Annotated in this window: 12 protein-coding genes; 6 read left to right on the forward strand and 6 right to left on the reverse strand. The window is 71.2% G+C overall.

Going from position 1 to position 15,156, the window contains the following annotated elements; all coding sequences use genetic code 11:
- Window positions 1-109 precede the first annotated feature (109 nt).
- Entirely contained in the window at window positions 110-1,546 is a 1,437-nt protein-coding gene (locus BLW84_RS18965) for an LCP family protein (protein ID WP_093267092.1), read from the reverse strand.
- Between the two features lie 536 nt (window positions 1,547-2,082).
- Here BLW84_RS18965 and rfbB point away from each other — a divergent pair.
- Both rfbB and rfbD read left to right on the forward strand, forming a co-directional pair.
- Complete coding sequence (rfbB, locus tag BLW84_RS18970) at window positions 2,083-3,072, forward strand: dTDP-glucose 4,6-dehydratase (protein WP_093267094.1); 990 nt, start codon at window positions 2,083-2,085, stop codon at window positions 3,070-3,072.
- A complete protein-coding gene (gene rfbD, locus BLW84_RS18975) occupies window positions 3,069-3,986 on the forward strand; it encodes a dTDP-4-dehydrorhamnose reductase (RefSeq protein ID WP_093267163.1) in 918 nt (305 codons plus the stop codon). Before rfbB ends, rfbD begins: the two co-directional genes overlap by 4 nt.
- A gap of 171 nt (window positions 3,987-4,157) precedes the next feature.
- Here rfbD and BLW84_RS18980 read toward each other — a convergent pair whose 3' ends face one another.
- The 4 genes from BLW84_RS18980 to BLW84_RS18995 form a co-directional block, all read right to left on the reverse strand.
- Entirely contained in the window at window positions 4,158-4,727 is a 570-nt protein-coding gene (locus BLW84_RS18980; RefSeq protein ID WP_177226550.1) for a hypothetical protein, read from the reverse strand.
- A gap of 223 nt (window positions 4,728-4,950) precedes the next feature.
- Window positions 4,951-6,000: a glycosyltransferase family 4 protein gene (locus BLW84_RS18985; protein WP_093267097.1), complete on the reverse strand. Its 1,050-nt coding sequence runs from the start codon at window positions 5,998-6,000 to the stop codon at window positions 4,951-4,953.
- Window positions 5,990-8,497 (reverse strand): glycosyltransferase, encoded by a 2,508-nt coding sequence (locus tag BLW84_RS18990; RefSeq protein WP_177226551.1) that lies wholly within the window; start codon window positions 8,495-8,497, stop codon window positions 5,990-5,992. Before BLW84_RS18990 ends, BLW84_RS18985 begins: the two co-directional genes overlap by 11 nt.
- A gap of 308 nt (window positions 8,498-8,805) precedes the next feature.
- Complete coding sequence (locus BLW84_RS18995; RefSeq protein WP_093267099.1) at window positions 8,806-9,753, reverse strand: glycosyltransferase family 2 protein; 948 nt, start codon at window positions 9,751-9,753, stop codon at window positions 8,806-8,808.
- A gap of 198 nt (window positions 9,754-9,951) precedes the next feature.
- Between BLW84_RS18995 and BLW84_RS19000 the strand changes: the two genes are divergently transcribed.
- From BLW84_RS19000 to BLW84_RS19010, 3 genes are all read left to right on the forward strand, one after another.
- Window positions 9,952-11,073 (forward strand): glycosyltransferase family 4 protein, encoded by a 1,122-nt coding sequence (locus BLW84_RS19000; RefSeq protein ID WP_093267100.1) that lies wholly within the window; start codon window positions 9,952-9,954, stop codon window positions 11,071-11,073.
- A gap of 103 nt (window positions 11,074-11,176) precedes the next feature.
- Window positions 11,177-12,307, forward strand: a complete 1,131-nt coding sequence (locus BLW84_RS19005; protein WP_177226557.1) for a glycosyltransferase family 4 protein — start codon at window positions 11,177-11,179, stop codon at window positions 12,305-12,307.
- Between the two features lie 319 nt (window positions 12,308-12,626).
- Window positions 12,627-13,487, forward strand: coding sequence for a glycosyltransferase family 2 protein (locus BLW84_RS19010; protein WP_093267167.1), 861 nt, complete (start codon window positions 12,627-12,629; stop codon window positions 13,485-13,487).
- Window positions 13,488-13,537: 50 nt separating this feature from the next.
- On the opposite strand, the gene BLW84_RS19015 is transcribed toward BLW84_RS19010, so the two are convergent.
- Window positions 13,538-13,885, reverse strand: a complete 348-nt coding sequence (locus BLW84_RS19015) for a hypothetical protein (protein WP_093267103.1) — start codon at window positions 13,883-13,885, stop codon at window positions 13,538-13,540.
- 171 nt (window positions 13,886-14,056) lie between these two features.
- Between BLW84_RS19015 and manB the strand changes: the two genes are divergently transcribed.
- The gene (gene manB, locus BLW84_RS19020; RefSeq protein WP_093267105.1) at window positions 14,057-15,154 is read left to right on the forward strand and encodes a mannose-1-phosphate guanylyltransferase; all 1,098 of its coding nucleotides are present in this window, start codon (window positions 14,057-14,059) and stop codon (window positions 15,152-15,154) included.
- Window positions 15,155-15,156 lie beyond the last annotated feature (2 nt).

Genomic DNA, 15,156 nt, shown 5'->3' on the forward strand with positions numbered 1-15,156 from the left:
CCGACGACCAAGGTTAACCGCCTTGGGAACCCGCGAGCGGCTGCCCGGCGGTTAACCTCGGCCGAAACCTCGTCGGTGAGACGCGCTCACCTCGCCGGCGTGACGCCGGTCATCGGATGCAGGGCACGTCGTCCGCGGTGATCGCGGGCGCGTCGTCGGTCACCGGCTGGGCCAGGAGCGGACCGGCCTGGCTCAGCTTGTCGAGTTGGACGGTCTGCACCGGCGCGAAGTTCTGCGTGCCCGGGCCCTTGTAGTCCTTGCCCAGGTAGACCTCGACGCTGCCGGCCTTGACGCTGGAGCGCACCTCCGTCGGCACGCCGCCGAGGGCGTCCGACACCTGCTTCGCGGCGGCCTCCTCGCCGGTCGCGAAGTAGATGACCGAGCGGTCCATGGTGCCGGCGTTGGAGCTGCCGCCGGCCTTGAAGCCCTGCCGGGAGATCTCTTCGAGCACCCGTGCGGCCAACCCGCTGACCCCGGAGGCGTTGTAGACGCTGACCGAGGTCGCGGACCGGGCCTGCATCGCGACCTGCTTCTGCTGGCGTTCGGTCGGCGACAGCAGCAGATCCGCGGCGAACTGCCGGACCTCGGGGATCTTGATCGTGACGTCTTCCGAGCCGGACGAGCCGACGAGGTGCACCGGGGCGGTGAAGAACTGCACGTTCCCGCCCGCGATGCCCTGCATCTGCTGGGCGAAGCCGAGCACGTCGTTGGCCAGCGCGGGGTCGAGGATGACCGACTTCTGGATGGCGTTGACCAGTTCGGTCAGCTTCGCCGGGTTGGTCAGCGTGCCGGTGGACATGACCTTGCGGGCGAGCGCGGACACGAAGACCTGCTGGCGCCTGCCGCGGTCGAGCTCGTTGATCAGGCCCTTCCGCTGGCGGACGAAGGCCAGCGCGTCGGCGCCCTGGATCGTCTGCCTGCCCGCGTGGAAGTCCGCGCCGGAGTCCTTGTCCTTGGTGTCCTCGAGCAGGCAGACCTCGACGCCACCGATTGCATTGGTGACGTCGTAGAAGCCGAGCAGGTTGACCTCGGCGTAGTGGTCGATGCTGACGCCGGTGATGTCCTCGATGGTCTTCAGCAGCAGCTGCTTGCCGGCCAGCCGGGACTTGTCCTCCAGCTCCTTCGGGTCGGTGATGCCGTCCTTCTTCAGCTTCGCCATCTCGGCGTGCTTGCCGCGGTTCATGGTCTCGGTGAGCTTGGTCTTGCCGTCTCCGAGACCGACGTCGACGAGGGTGTCGCGGGGGAAGGAGATCGCGCTGGCGCTCTGCCCGCCGTTGGGGATGCGGACCAGGATCATCGCGTCGGTGAGGTCACCGCCGTCGTAGCTGGTGCGCAGCTCGCGCAGCACGTTGTCGGGCAGCGGATTGCCGAAGGCGTCGTTGCGGCTGTCGTTGCCGATCAGCAGGATGTCGGTGGCGCCGTCCGGGGCGCTCAAGCCCTTGCGGATGACATCGGCGGTGGAGGTACCGCCGGCCCCGGGCCGGAACATGGCCCAGCCGAATCCGGTGGTGCTCAGCACCAGCACGGACAGCAGCGCGAACAGCACCCGGCCGAAGTTCCGCGCGCCCCGGCGGTCTCGCCGCCGCTGCCAGACGTCGCCTTCCGGGGGGACCTCCGCGTTACCCGAACGGGCGGATGAACGGCGTCGGTCATCACTCTGCGCTGCTCTGCGGCCGGGGCCGCCGGGCGGCGGGGCAGCGCCACCGCGCCGCCCGCCCGACGGGGCGCCGCCGGATCCCGGCCGGCCCTGTCCGCCGGGGCCGCGGGGCGGCACGGATCTGCCGGGCTGGCCCTGCGGGCCACCTGGCCACCTCGGCCGGTCCTCCACGCCGAATCCTCCTTGGCCTATCGGCGAGCGTTACACGTTGGCGAAGTGATTTTGCTCGTGTTCCGGTTGCAGGCTAGCGGTGAACCTGGGGCGGATGGGCAGGTCCCAGTAACAGGGGTGATATCCCTCATAGGGGTTAGGCGAGTTTGTGACGCTGAGTAGCGCGGGAACCTGCCTCGTAGCGCGCCGTGTCATGCCAGACTGCGGACGCGGGCCCGCTGCGGGCCGCGGAAAACCCGGCGAGGAAGGGCGCAATGCGGATTCTGGTCACCGGTGGGGCCGGCTTCATCGGCTCGCACTACGTTCGGCAGCTCCTCAGCGGCGCGTATCCCGCGTTCTCCGATGCCGACGTGATCGTGCTCGACAAGCTCACCTACGCGGGCAACGAGGCGAACCTGGCACCGGTCGCGGACAACCCGCGGCTGAAGTTCGTCCGCGGCGACATCTGCGATCGCGAGCTGGTCGGCGGCCTGCTGACCGACGTGGACGTGGTCGTGCACTTCGCCGCCGAAACCCACGTGGACCGGTCGATCACCGGCTCGGACGCCTTCGTGCTCACCAATGTCGTCGGCACGAACGTGCTGCTGCAGGCCGCGCTCGACGCCGGCGTCGGCAAGTTCGTGCACGTGTCCACCGACGAGGTCTACGGCTCCATCGACGAAGGCTCCTGGCCCGAGGACCACGCGCTGGAGCCGAATTCGCCGTACTCGGCGGCGAAGGCGGGCTCGGACCTGCTGGCCCGCGCCTACCACCGCACGCACGGCCTGCCGGTGTGCATCACCCGCTGCTCTAACAACTACGGGCCGTACCAGTTCCCGGAGAAGGTGCTGCCGCTGTTCATCACGAACCTGATGGACGGCACCCAGGTGCCGCTCTACGGCGACGGGCTCAACGTGCGCGACTGGCTGCACGTCGGCGACCACTGCCGGGGAATCCAGCTGGTGGCCGAATCCGGGCGGCCGGGCGAGATCTACAACATCGGCGGCGGCACCGAGCTGACCAACAAGGAGCTGACCGAGCGGCTGCTGGCCGAACTCGACGTGGACTGGTCGATGGTGCGGCCGGTGGCGGACCGCAAGGGCCACGACCGCCGCTACTCGGTGGACCACGGCAAGATCGTCCGCGAACTGGGGTACGAGCCGCAGGTCGACTTCGCGACCGGGCTGCGCGAGACGGTCCGCTGGTACCAGGAGAACCGCGACTGGTGGGAGCCGCTGAAGGCCCGCTCGGAGGCGGCGAAGTGAGCCGCCTCGCAGTGCTGGTCCCGGGCGGCCACGGCCAGCTCGGTTCGGAGCTGGCCCGCATCCTCGGCACGCGGTCCGGCGCGCTGGTGCATGCGCCCGGCTCCAAGGAACTGGACATCACCGACGCCGAGGAGGTCGCCGACGCGGTGGGTTCGTTCGCGGAGGCGGCGAAGGACGCGGAGCTGGAACCGGTGGTGATCAACGCCGCGGCCTACACGGGAGTGGACGCGGCCGAGTCCGACCCGGATCGCGCGGCCCGGATCAACGCCGAAGGCGCCGCCGACCTGGCGAAGGCCTGCCGGACCAGCGGCCTGCCACTGCTGCACGTGTCGACGGATTACGTGTTCCCGGGCGACGGGACCCGGCCGTACGAGCCGGCGGATCCGACCGGGCCGCGCTCGGTGTACGGGCGCACGAAGCTCGAAGGCGAGCAGGCGGTGCTGGAATCCGGCGCGCGGGCCTGGGTGGTGCGCACGGCGTGGGTGTACGGCGCGCGCGGCGGGAACTTCGTGAAGACGATGATCCGCCTGTCCGGCGAGCGGGACTCGCTGTCCGTTGTGGACGATCAGATCGGCTCGCCGACCTGGGCGGCGGACCTGGCTAACGGCCTGCTGGAACTGGCCGAGCAGGTCGCCGAGCGCCGGGACCCGAAGCAGAAGGTGTTGCACTGCACCAATTCGGGCCAGGCGAGCTGGTTCGAGTTCGCCCGGGCGATCTTCGCGGAACTGGGCGCGGACGAGAACCGGGTGAACCCGTGCACGACGGCGGACTTCCCGCTCCCGGCGCCCCGGCCGGCCTACTCGGTCCTGTCCGACGCGGCCTGGCGAGAGGCGGGCCTGACCCCGATGCGCCCCTGGCGAGAAGCCCTGGCGGCGGCCTTCGAAGCGGACGGCGAAGCCCTCAGGGGAAGGTGACGTCACCTGAGCCGGTGAAGCCGACCCCGAAAGGCCGTTCCAGCCCCATAACGGCTGGTGCGAGGCCGGGACGACGTGCATAATAGGCACTGCCGAGCCCCGTGGGGGCGAGGAAGGAAGGCCAGGTGACCCGGGGTATTACTGGGAGCCTGGCCTGACGTCTTTCTAGCTTCAGCAGCCTGTGTCGATTTCTACGTCGTACACGTGATCGGCCAGCATGTCGCGGTACTCGGAGCGACCGAGACGTGCGGCGCGGCAAATGCCTGCGATGGCGTCAGCGGCCCAAAGAAGGGGCTCGACAGCGCCCGAACAATGATCGACGTGAAATCGTGCCCTTGTCGGGAGAAGGCTTTGCCTGGCTGCGGTCACGGTTCGCACGTCGCGTCGGTTGAGGTTCGCAGACCGGGCCTCGAGCAGCAGAGTGTCAACCCCGAATCCGTGTAGCTCGACGACGAGGCTCGTCAGGCACTTGGCGCGAGCCCTTTCCTGCTTCTGGATAGGTACGGGCGAGCCGATGACGACGACATGCATTCCGTCGAGATCGGCCAGCTTCTTGACTATGCGCAATTGCTCGACGGGGCCCATGTCGTACCAATGGAGCTTTCGGTGCTTGCCGCGGAGTGCTAACAACGCTTCACAAGCATCGGCAAGGGTTGAGGGTTCAAAGACGACGCCTGTGAGCACGTAGAAGCCGTGCTCCGGATGTTCCCGGAAGGACTCGTCGCCGTATGCAACAGGCACGAGGGATCACGGTAACGGGCCGGTCGAATTCTCTTTCGAGCGATACGGGATCTTCTGATGATCGCCTGATGCGGTGGTTTTCCCAATTTTAGGCAAAATTGGGAGTTCGGCAGCCTTCGCGGCGGGCATGATGGCGGCGCCTGATCCCGTGGGGTGACGGAAGGAAGGCCAGGTGGCCCGGGGCATTACCGGGAGCCTGGCCTGACGCTTTTCCGGGGCGTGTTCAGGCCATTGCGCGTTGGTAGGCCGTGATCGTGGTTTCCGCGCAGGCTCGCCAGGTGAAGGTTTTGGCTCGGGCGCGGGCGTTTTCCGCGTTCGGCGGGTTGGTCAGGGCTCGGTGCAGGGCTTCGCCGAGGGCCGTCGGGTCGCCGTGGGGCGCGAGGATCGCTTGGCCCGCCGTGACTTCGCGGAGGGCCGGGATGTCCGAGCACACCACCGGGGTTCCGCAGGCCATGGCTTCCAGCGCCGGTAGGCCGAATCCCTCGTCGCGCGAAGGCAATACGAGCGCGGCGGCACCGGCCACCAGGCGGCGCAGGTGCTCGTCGGGGAGGTAGCCGGTGCGGATCACGCCGTCCCGGTCGCCCGGCTCGCCGGGGCCCGCGATGACCAGCGGGGGCAGGTCGGGGCCGTGCGCTTCGAGCAGTGTCGGCAGCCCCTTGCGGGGACCTTCGGCGCCGACGAACAGCAGGTACTCCGACGGCAGTCCATAGTGGACCTTCAGTTCGGGGTCCGCGGGTGCCGCGGAGAACCACTCGGGATCGACGCCGAGCGGAGTCACCACGACCTTCTCCCGCGGCACGTCGAGCCGCGCGCTGACGGCGTCGGCCATCGCCGCCGTCGGTGTGCACACCACCCGCGCCCGCCGCGCGGAACTCCGCACGAGATCGGGCAAGTCGGGTTCGGCCAGCGACGGATCATCCAGGAACGCCAGGTCGTGCACCGTCACCACGCCGCCCGCCCGGATCGACGGCGGCAGCACGAAGTTCGTGCCGTGCACCACCTGCGCCGGCCCGGCGAGCAGCTCGACGGGCGGGAAAGCTCCGCGCTGCCAGAGCTTCCGCAGCACCCGCGCCGGAATCGGCGGCCCGACCGCACGTGTTCCGTCCGGCGCCAGCGAACGCAGCTCCCGCCAGCCCCGGGTGGTGAACCCGATCAGCCGGACGTCCACCAGAGCCGCGAGCTCGCCGACCAGGGACGCGGTGTAGCGCCCGATTCCGGTGCGCCGGCCGAGCAGTGGCGTGCCGTCCAGCAGGACGCGCAGTTCAGCGCCCACGGAACCGCTCGCCGGCGATCCGCCGGAGCCGCCCGGTCGCCCGCTTCGCGACCTCCAGCGGGCCGCCCGCGTCGAGGTACTCGCGCAGCAGCGCGATGTCGCGGCGCGCCGTCTCGACGCGGTTCAGCTGCGGGCTGCGCACGAGCGGCGCGCTCGCCTTGAGCCGGTCGGCGGCCGGGCGCGGGTCGCGGCAGAACTCGGTCAGCGGCGCCAGCACGGATTCCCAGGTGAACCGCTCGCGGACCGGGGCGATGCGGCGGCGGCACTCGGCGGCGAACTCCTCGTCGTAGAGCACCTTCTCCAGCGCCGCGGCCAGCGCGTCCGGATCCTCGGCCGGGACCACGACGCCGATGTCCTCCTCGCGCACCAGGTCGGCGAACGAGTCGCCGTCGGTGGTCACCACCGGCAGCCCGGACCACAGGTAGTCCAGCACGCGGGTGCGGAACGCGAACGTCGTCTCCACGTGCTCGAAGTGCGTGGTGACGCCGCAGTCCGCGTCGAGCAGGTAGTTCTGCCGCTCGCCGTAGGGCACCCACGTCTCGTTGAAGAACACGAACTTGTCGGTCAGCCCGAGCCGGCCGGCCAGGCCGCGGGTCTGCCCGGCCATGCCCATCTCCGGCACGTCCGGGTTCGGGTGCTTCATGCCGAGGAAGAACAGCCGGACGTCGTCGTGCTGGTCGGAAAGCCGGTGCACCGCGTGCAGCAGCGTCAGCGGGTCGAACCAGCTGTAGACGCCGCCGGCCCACAGCACCACCTTGTCCTCGGCGGCGATGCCGGACCGGTTGCCCTTGATCGCCGGGCCGGTGCGGCGCGGCGCCACCGACGGCAGGCCGAACGGCACGACCGACAGCAGCGAGCGGACAGTCGGGTCGTTGTCGTACAGGCCCGGGGTCAGGCGGCCCAGCGAGGCGAGGTGGCCCAGCCAGAAGTGCCGCTGCCGCTCCGAGGCGCAGAGGAAGAAGTCGCCGCGCTGCAGCTGGGCGTTGAGCACCTTGGTGACTCCGGCCAGGTCCTTCGCGCGGCGCTCGTCGTCGGTGTCGCGACCCTGCTCCAGCAGTTCCAGGTGCATCGGGTCGTAGACGTCGCAGACCACGATCTTGGTGGACTCGACCTTCTTGAGCGCCGGCACCATCTCCAGCACGTGGCCCTGCAACACCACGACGTCCGCCCAGTCGACGTGGGCGGAGAGCTCGCGCGGTTTCGCCGCGACCACGGCGAAGCGGGACTCCGGCGGGCTGACGAGTGCGTTGACGCTGACCAGCCGAACCTCGTGCTCCGCGGAGAGCACCTCGGCCATGTGCCACGCGCGGATCGCCGGGCCGGCCATCCGCTCGGTGACCGCGTCGCCGGTGATCACCACGACCTTCCGGGGGCGGCCGAAGACCTCGTCCAACCCGAACGCCTCGACCAGCGCGTCGTGCGCGGCGAGGTAGCGCGGCAGCGGGTAGGCGGGCTCCATCGCCTTGCGCATCAACGGCACCAGGTCGGCGTCGGTGCGCACCCGCGCCCGCTGCTCCTCCTCTCGGGACTCCTTCAGCGACGGCAGCAGCTCGACGAACTGGTCGATCGCCAGCATCCCGGCCAGCGCGGACCGGTCGATCGGAACCGGGCTGTCGTCCTCGCTGTCGCCGCGCCGGGTGATCTCCAGCTGGGTCGGGTCGATCTCGCCGCGCGCGGTGGCCCGCCGCACGGCCAGCGCCATCGCGGCGGGCAGCGCCTTCGCCAGCGTCTCGTCGGAGACGTTCTTGTACAGCGCGGCGAGCGCGTTGCGCTCCAACAGGTAGTGCTCACGGGCGGAGGACACCTCGGCCATCGAGGCGTGGTGGCGGTGGAACGTCAGCGAACCCGGTTCGTAGCGGACCCGCCAGCCGCGCAGGTTCAGCCGCCAGCCGAGGTCGACGTCCTCGTAGAACATGAAGAAGCGCTCGTCGAAGCCGTCGAGCGCGGCGAACAGCTCGGCCCGCACGAACAGCGCCGAACCGGTGCCGAACAGCACGTCCCGGGCCGCGTCGTGCGAGCCGTCGTCGACCTCGCCCGCGTGCCGCTTGTAGCCCATCCCGAACCAGGTCAGCCCGCCGTCGACGAAGTCGATGTGGCGGCCCTCCCAGTCCAGGACCTTGCTGGCGACCGCGCCCACCGTCGGCTCCGACCGCAGCACGGCGACGGCCGCGCGCACCCATGCGCGATCCGGTTTGGCGTCGTTGTTGAGGAAGGCCAGCACCTGGCCGGTGGCGCTGCGGGCGGCGAGGTTGCACCCGCCGGCGAAACCGAGGTTGGTGTCCGACTCGATCAGCCGCACCTCCGGAGCGGCGGCGCGGATCCGCTCGGCGCTGCCATCGCCGGAGGCGTTGTCGACGCAGATCACCTCCAGCCGGTCGGCCGGGTAGTCGAGCTCGTCGCGGAGCGCGCGCAGGCAGGTGATGGTGTCGTCCGCGCCGCGGTAGTTGACCACGATCACCGACACGACGGGCAGGTTGCTGTCGGACAATTCAGCCACGCCCTAAAGCGTGCACCATCCCCAGGCGCAGCCTGCGGGGTGTTCGCGAAAACGCGGCCATCCCGACACCTGGCCGCCCGGGGCGAAGCGAACCCGCCTCGTGAGGTGAACGGACCGTTCGCCTCGCACGGCGACTCGGTGGCGCTCGCACGATGAGTTTGATCAGAGCTGGTCCGGCGTCCGGTGAGATCAGGACATGCCGGGGCGTGTCGGCGCGTGTCGGTGTGTTGTGTGGTGTGAACGGCCTGTTTACTCCGTCTAGCGAGGTGAACGGGCCGTTCGCTCGTCGGCTGGTGACGGTGCCGGGTTCAGGCTCCTGCCCAGGTGTTCCAGACCTCGCGCCGCGGAACCCGCGCCGTACGGCCGATCTGTCGCCGGGCGCGGAACGCCGCCGGTAGACCGGCGGCGACCTCGGCCAGCACGCGGAGCCGCAAGGCGACGCGGAAGTTCGCCGCGTCAGGAACGGAACGAGCCCCGGTCGCCCGGCGCAACGGCAGGGCGAGGGTGATCACCGCGAAGCGGGCGAGCTCCCGCGCCGCGACCGGAGCGGGAGCACAGCGAAGCAGGGTGAGCAGGCGATTCCGCTCGTTCCAGCGGTGGAAAAGCGCCGAACCCGGCAGCGTCGTCGCGCCGTGCAGGTGCGAGGCGGTGGCGTCGGCAGCCGGGACGATCCGGTGCCCCGCGAGGCGCAGCCGCCACGCGGTGTCGGTGTCCTCGTAGTAGCAGAAGAAGTGAGCCGGAACACCCCCGACGGAACGGAGGTGGGCGGTGCGCAGCAGCGCCGCCCCGCCGCAGAAGCCGAACACGCCGCCGGAGGCATCAGGCGCGTCAGCGCCGTGGCCGTCGGCCGTGAGGCGCACGCCGGCGGACTGCACCCGGCCGTCCGGCGTGCGGAGCACGGAGGACGCGGCGGCGGCGGAGCCGTCCGCGTCGAGCGCGGCTTCGAGCGCCGCGAGCCAGCCGGAGGCGGGCGCAGCGTCGTCGTTGAGCCACGCGACGAAAGGAGTGTGGATTCGGTCGAGCGCAGCGGCGATCCCACCGGCGTAGCCGGTGTTGCGGCGTAGCCGCAGGACCTCCGGGGCCGACGGGTGGGCGGCGATCAGGCCGGCCGTGCCGTCGTCGGAGGCGTTGTCGACCACGAGTGTCCGATGTGGACGATCCTGGGCCGCCAGCGCGTCCAGGCACGCCTCGATGTGGTCCCGCCCTCGCCAGGTCACCACGACAACGGTGCTGCGCACCCGTTCCGATGCCGTCACGCCCGAAGACGTTACGCACCAGCGATCCGGTGTCCGCCGCTGGTCGCGCAAAATCGCGACGGTCGAGTCCTCGTGAAAACACCCGATGCTCACGGAGTGGTGGGCAAAAGATACGGAGCGTCGTCGTCCCGGGTCGGTGCGATTGCGCCCCGCCCGAGATAGGACTCCGGCCGTGAGGTGGCGTGGGAAGCTGGGCGGGTGCCCGAGCTAGTCACGATCGCCGAGCAGCTGCTCGCGCCGGTTCCCGGCGGAACCGGCCGCTACACGCGGGAACTGCTGCGCGCGATGGCCGAAACCGCGCCCAGCGGGTGGGAGCTGAGCAGCGTGATCAGCCGCGGCGGCGATCCCGAGGCCGCGCGGGTTCCCGGCGTGCTCGGGCCTCGGGTGCTGCCGCTGCCGCGTCGCGCGCTGATCGCGGCCTGGGAACGCGGCGTCCCGTTCTGGCCGGGCGGTGACTCGGTGCACGCCATGACGCCGCTCGCGCCGCCCGCGAAGCGCGGGCGCGGCCTGGTGGTGACGGTGCACGACACGGTTCCGTGGACGCATCCGGAAACCCTGACGCCGCGCGGGGTTTCCTGGCACCGACGGGCGATCGCCAGGGCCGCGCGGCACGCCGACGCGCTGGTCGTGCCGACCGCCGTCGTGGCCGCCGATCTCGCGAAGCGCGTCCCGGTCAGCGCGCGGCTCGAGGTCATCGGCGAAGGCGTCACGCCGTCGCTGCTGGCCGAACCCGACCCGGCCATCGCCGCACGGCTGGCGCTGCCCGAGAAGTACGTGCTGGCGATAGGCACGATCGAGCCGCGCAAGGGCTACGAGCACCTGGTGCGGGCGATGGCCGAGCCCGCTGCCGCGGATGTGCCGCTGCTGATCGTCGGCCGCCGCGGCTGGGGCGATGTCGACGTGCTGCGGATCGCCGCCGACTGCGGCACAGAGCACGTGCGGGTGCTGGAGTCGGTGTCCGACGCCGAACTCGCGGCGCTGCTGCGGAACGCGACGGCGCTGGCCGCGCCGAGCCTCGCGGAAGGCTTCGGCCTCCCGCTCGTCGAGGCGATGGCGCTCGGCGTGCCGATCGTGCACTCCGACGCACCGGCTCTCGTGGAGGTCGCGGGCGGGGCAGGAGTGACGGTGCCGCGGGCCGACCCGGCCGCGCTCGCCGCCGCCCTGCGCGAGGTCGTCGACGAGCCCGAGCGCCGGGCCGCGCTGATCGCCGCGGGTTCTCGACGGGTCGCGGATTTCACCTGGTCGCAAGCGGCGCGGCAGGTCTGGCGGCAGCACCTCGACATCGCCACCCGATCCGGGGATCCCGGCGGCGCGGATTAGGACCCGCACCGGGCATAGCAGGGCAGAACACATTTTCGCCGACTCGACGCAGGTTCACCCATCCGCACCGTAATCTGCTCTGGTGCACAGAGGCGATCCGCACATCCTCATCGACGCCACCGCAGTACCAGCGGATCGAGGCGGTGTCGGCCGATACGTCGACTCCCTGCTGGCTGCCCTGGACGCGGACGGCGCCCGGCTCACGGTCGCCTGCCAGCTCCGCGACGCGGAGATGTACGCGGCCATCGCCCTGCACACCGACGTGGTGCCCGCCACCGAGGCCGTCGCCACCCGCACGGCCCGGCTGACCTGGGAGCAGACGACCCTGCCGCTGCTGGTGCGCCGGCTCGGGATCGACGTGCTGCACTCGCCGCACTACACGACGCCGCTGGCCAACCCGGCCGCATCGGTGGTCACGCTGCACGACGCGACGTTCTTCACCAACCCCGCGGTGCACTCGCCGGTCAAGGCCAGGTTCTTCCGCGCGTGGACGCGCACCGCGCTGCGCCGCGCGACGCTGTGCATCGTGCCGAGCAAGGCGACCGCGGCCGAGCTGGCCCGCTCCGTCGGCGCCGACCGCGCCCGGATGCCGGTCATGTACCACGGCGTCGACCCGGACCGGTTCCACCCGCCGACCCCGGAGGAGATCCAGGCGGTGCGCGAGCGGCTGAGCCTGCACGACCAGCCTTACGTCGCCTTCCTCGGCGCGCTGGAGCCGCGCAAGAACGTGCCCGCGCTGATCCGCGGCTTCACGATCGCCTGCCAGGGTCGCGCCGACTCGCCCGCGCTGGTGCTGGCCGGTCAGCCGGGCTGGGACACCCGCGTGGAACGGGCGCTGGAGGCCGTGCCGCACCGGATCCGGGTGATCCGGGCCGGCTACCTGCCGTTCGAGCAGCTGGCCGGGTTCCTCGGCGGCGCGCACCTGGTCGCCTACCCGAGCATCGGCGAGGGCTTCGGCTTACCCGTGCTGGAGGCGATGGCCTGCGGCGCCGCGGTGCTCACCACGCGGCGGCTGAGCCTCCCGGAGGTCGGCGGCGACGCCGTCGCCTACTGCGGGGTGGGAGCGGGCGAGATCGCCAACGGCCTGACCGAACTGCTGGACGACCCGGCCCGCCGCGCCGCGCTCGCCGCGGCGGCCCAGCGCCGGGCGAAGGAGTTCACCTGGGCGGCCTGCGCGACCCAGCACCGCGAGGCCTTCGCCAGGGCCCACCACATCCACCTCCGAACCCGCTGACCAGGAACCTGTCTCCGGACTCGTTCTGCGGGGCGGTGCGGATCCGCGGCACGCACATGTCCAATACGTCGTGGAGGGCTTTCCTGGGAGACCTCCGGAGGAGCGGGCACCGTGAATCGGCGACGGTGCCGGTTGCGCAGGTGGGCTGAGCGGCTACGCCGCTTCAAGATCGAAGTCCGCGGCGGCTGAGCCGGCGTCATCCGTACCCGCGGGCGCTGAGCAGCGGAAACGGGCCGTCCGCCGGCTCGGTGGCGGTGTTCTCCGCCGGAAATCCGATCGGGTGCCTGTCCGGTCGGCGCCGTTCGGCAGAATTGTCGGCGTGACCGACGCGCGCACCTACGGCGATGAAGTCGCCGTTGTCACCGTGACCTACTCCCCGGGCGAGACCCTGGAGCAGTTCCTCGACACCTTGACCAAGGCGACGGAGCGCCCGGTCCGGGTGATCCTCGCCGACAACACCTCCACCGACGGCGTGCCCGAACGGGCAGCCGCGGAGCGCGCGAATGTCGACTTCGTGCCCACCGGTGGCAACCTCGGCTACGGTGGCGCGGCCAACCGCGGCGTCGCCGAGCTCGGCGACGAATTCGGCTGGGTCGTCGTCGCCAACCCGGACCTGGAGTGGCAGCCGGGCTCGCTCGACGAACTGCTGGATGCGGCCAAGCGCTGGCCGCGCGGCGGATCGTTCGGCCCGCTGATCAAGGAGCCCACCGGCGAGGTCTACCCGTCGGCGCGGCTGCTGCCGTCGATCGGCCGCGGCGCCGGGCACGCGGTGTTCGCCAAGATCTGGCCGAAGAACCCGTGGTCCCGCGCGTACCACCAGTCCGAGACGACGATCACCGAGCGGCCCGCCGGTTGGCTGTCCGGCTCCTGCCTGCTGCTGCGCCGCGAGGCCTTCGACTCCATCGACGGCTTCGACCCGCGCTACTTCATGTACTTCGAAGACGTCGACCTCGGCGACCGGCTCGGGAAGAAGGGCTGGCTGAACGTCTACGTGCCGAGCGCGGAGATCATGCACATCGGCGGGCACTCCACGGCGGGCGCCTCCAAGCGGATGCTCGTCGAGCACCACCGCAGCGCCTACCGCTACCTCGCGGACCGCTACCCGGGGCCGGCCTGGGCACCGCTGCGCCTCGCCCTGCGCGCAGCGCTGACCGCCCGCGCCCGCATCGCTACCCGCTGACGACTGCCTCCGGAGTGGCTGGCGTGGCGGTGCGGGCTTGCAAACCGGTCCTAGTGCTGGGGGTAGTGCTGGCCGGCCTGCGAACCGAGCGGCCCGAACTCGTGCGGGGCGCGGTGCGCCTGGTACGGGTTCGGCGGCAGATTCTGCTGGCCCTGCTCGTAATCCTCGGTCGGCCAGCCACCGTGCTGCGGCTCCTGCCGCTGCGGCTGCTGCCGGGGGTGACCGCCGGGCAGCACCTGCGTGGTGTCCGCCGGGTCGGCCTGGCTGACGACATCGCGCGGGATGCGCACGGTGCTCGCGGCATCCATCGGCGAGGTGGCATTGTCGGGGGTGACGACGAACGCGCCGCGTGCCCGCGCGCGAGCAAGTGCTTCGTCGGCTCGGAGGCGCGGGTCCATGGGGATGCCCTCTCAGTCGTTCGCAGTCGGTGGTCCGCGTTGGCGGGCGTCGGACTGGGCACGGCCGCTGCGGGCGGGCCCAGTGCTCATTATGCCGTTGGCCCTGCCAGAGTATTCCCCCCAATGGGTTTTCGTCACTGAAGTGCATCAGGTAGAGGAGGATCAACGCCGATGTCCGCGGATGCGCAGGACCCGGCCGCGTCGCCGACGGCGGAAGCGGTCGTGCTGGTAGGTGGTCGGGGCGTGCGGCTGCGGCCGTTGACCTTGTCGGCGCCCAAGCCGATGCTGCCGACCGCCGGGGTCCCGTTCCTGAGCCACCTGCTGTCCCGGATCCGGGCTGCCGGCATCGAGCACGTGGTGCTCGGCACGTCCTACAAGGCGGAGGTGTTCGCCGAGCACTTCGGCGACGGATCCGAACTCGGCCTGCGGCTGGAGTACGTCGTCGAGCCGGAACCGCTGGACACCGCCGGCGCGATCCGCAACGTCGCGGACCGGCTCAGCGCCGACGACGTGCTGGTGTTCAACGGCGACATCCTCTCCGGGGTGGATCTCACGGATCTGCTCGAAACGCACCGCAGCGCCGCGGCGGACGTGACGCTGCACCTGGTGAAGGTCGCCGATCCGCGCCGCTTCGGCTGCGTGCCCACCGACGCGGACGGGCGGGTCACGGCGTTCCTGGAGAAGACCGAGAACCCACCGGTCGACCAGATCAACGCGGGCTGCTACGTGTTCCGGCGCGAGGTGATCGACACGATCCCGGCGGGCCGTCCGGTGTCGGTGGAGCGCGAGACGTTCCCGGAACTGCTCGCCTCCGGCGCGCGGGTGCAGGGCCACGTCGACACCTCGTACTGGCTGGACATGGGAACCCCGGAGGCGTTCATCCGGGCGTCCGCGGACCTGGTCCTCGGCGTGGCGCCGTCGAACGCGCTGCCCGGCGAGCGCGGCGAAGCGCTGGTGCTGGACGGCGCGGAGGTCGCCGCGGACGCGGAGGTCTGCGGGGGCAGTGCGATCGGCGCGGGCAGCACGGTGGAATCCGGTGCGCGCGTAGCGGAATCGGTGCTCTTCGAAGGCGTGCGCATCGAGCGGAACGCGGTGGTCGAGCGGTGCGTGATCGGCAACGACGCGACGATCGGCGCGGGCGCCGTGCTGCGTGACGCGATCATCGGTGACGGCGCGCGGATCGGCGCCGACTGCGAGCTGCTGGGCGGGGTGCGGGTGTGGCCCGGCGTCGAGCTGCCGGCCGGCGGCGTCCGCTTCTCCGCGGACTGAGC

It is taken from the genome of Saccharopolyspora shandongensis, from assembly GCF_900106995.1.
Classification (GTDB): Bacteria; Actinomycetota; Actinomycetes; order Mycobacteriales; family Pseudonocardiaceae; genus Saccharopolyspora; species Saccharopolyspora shandongensis.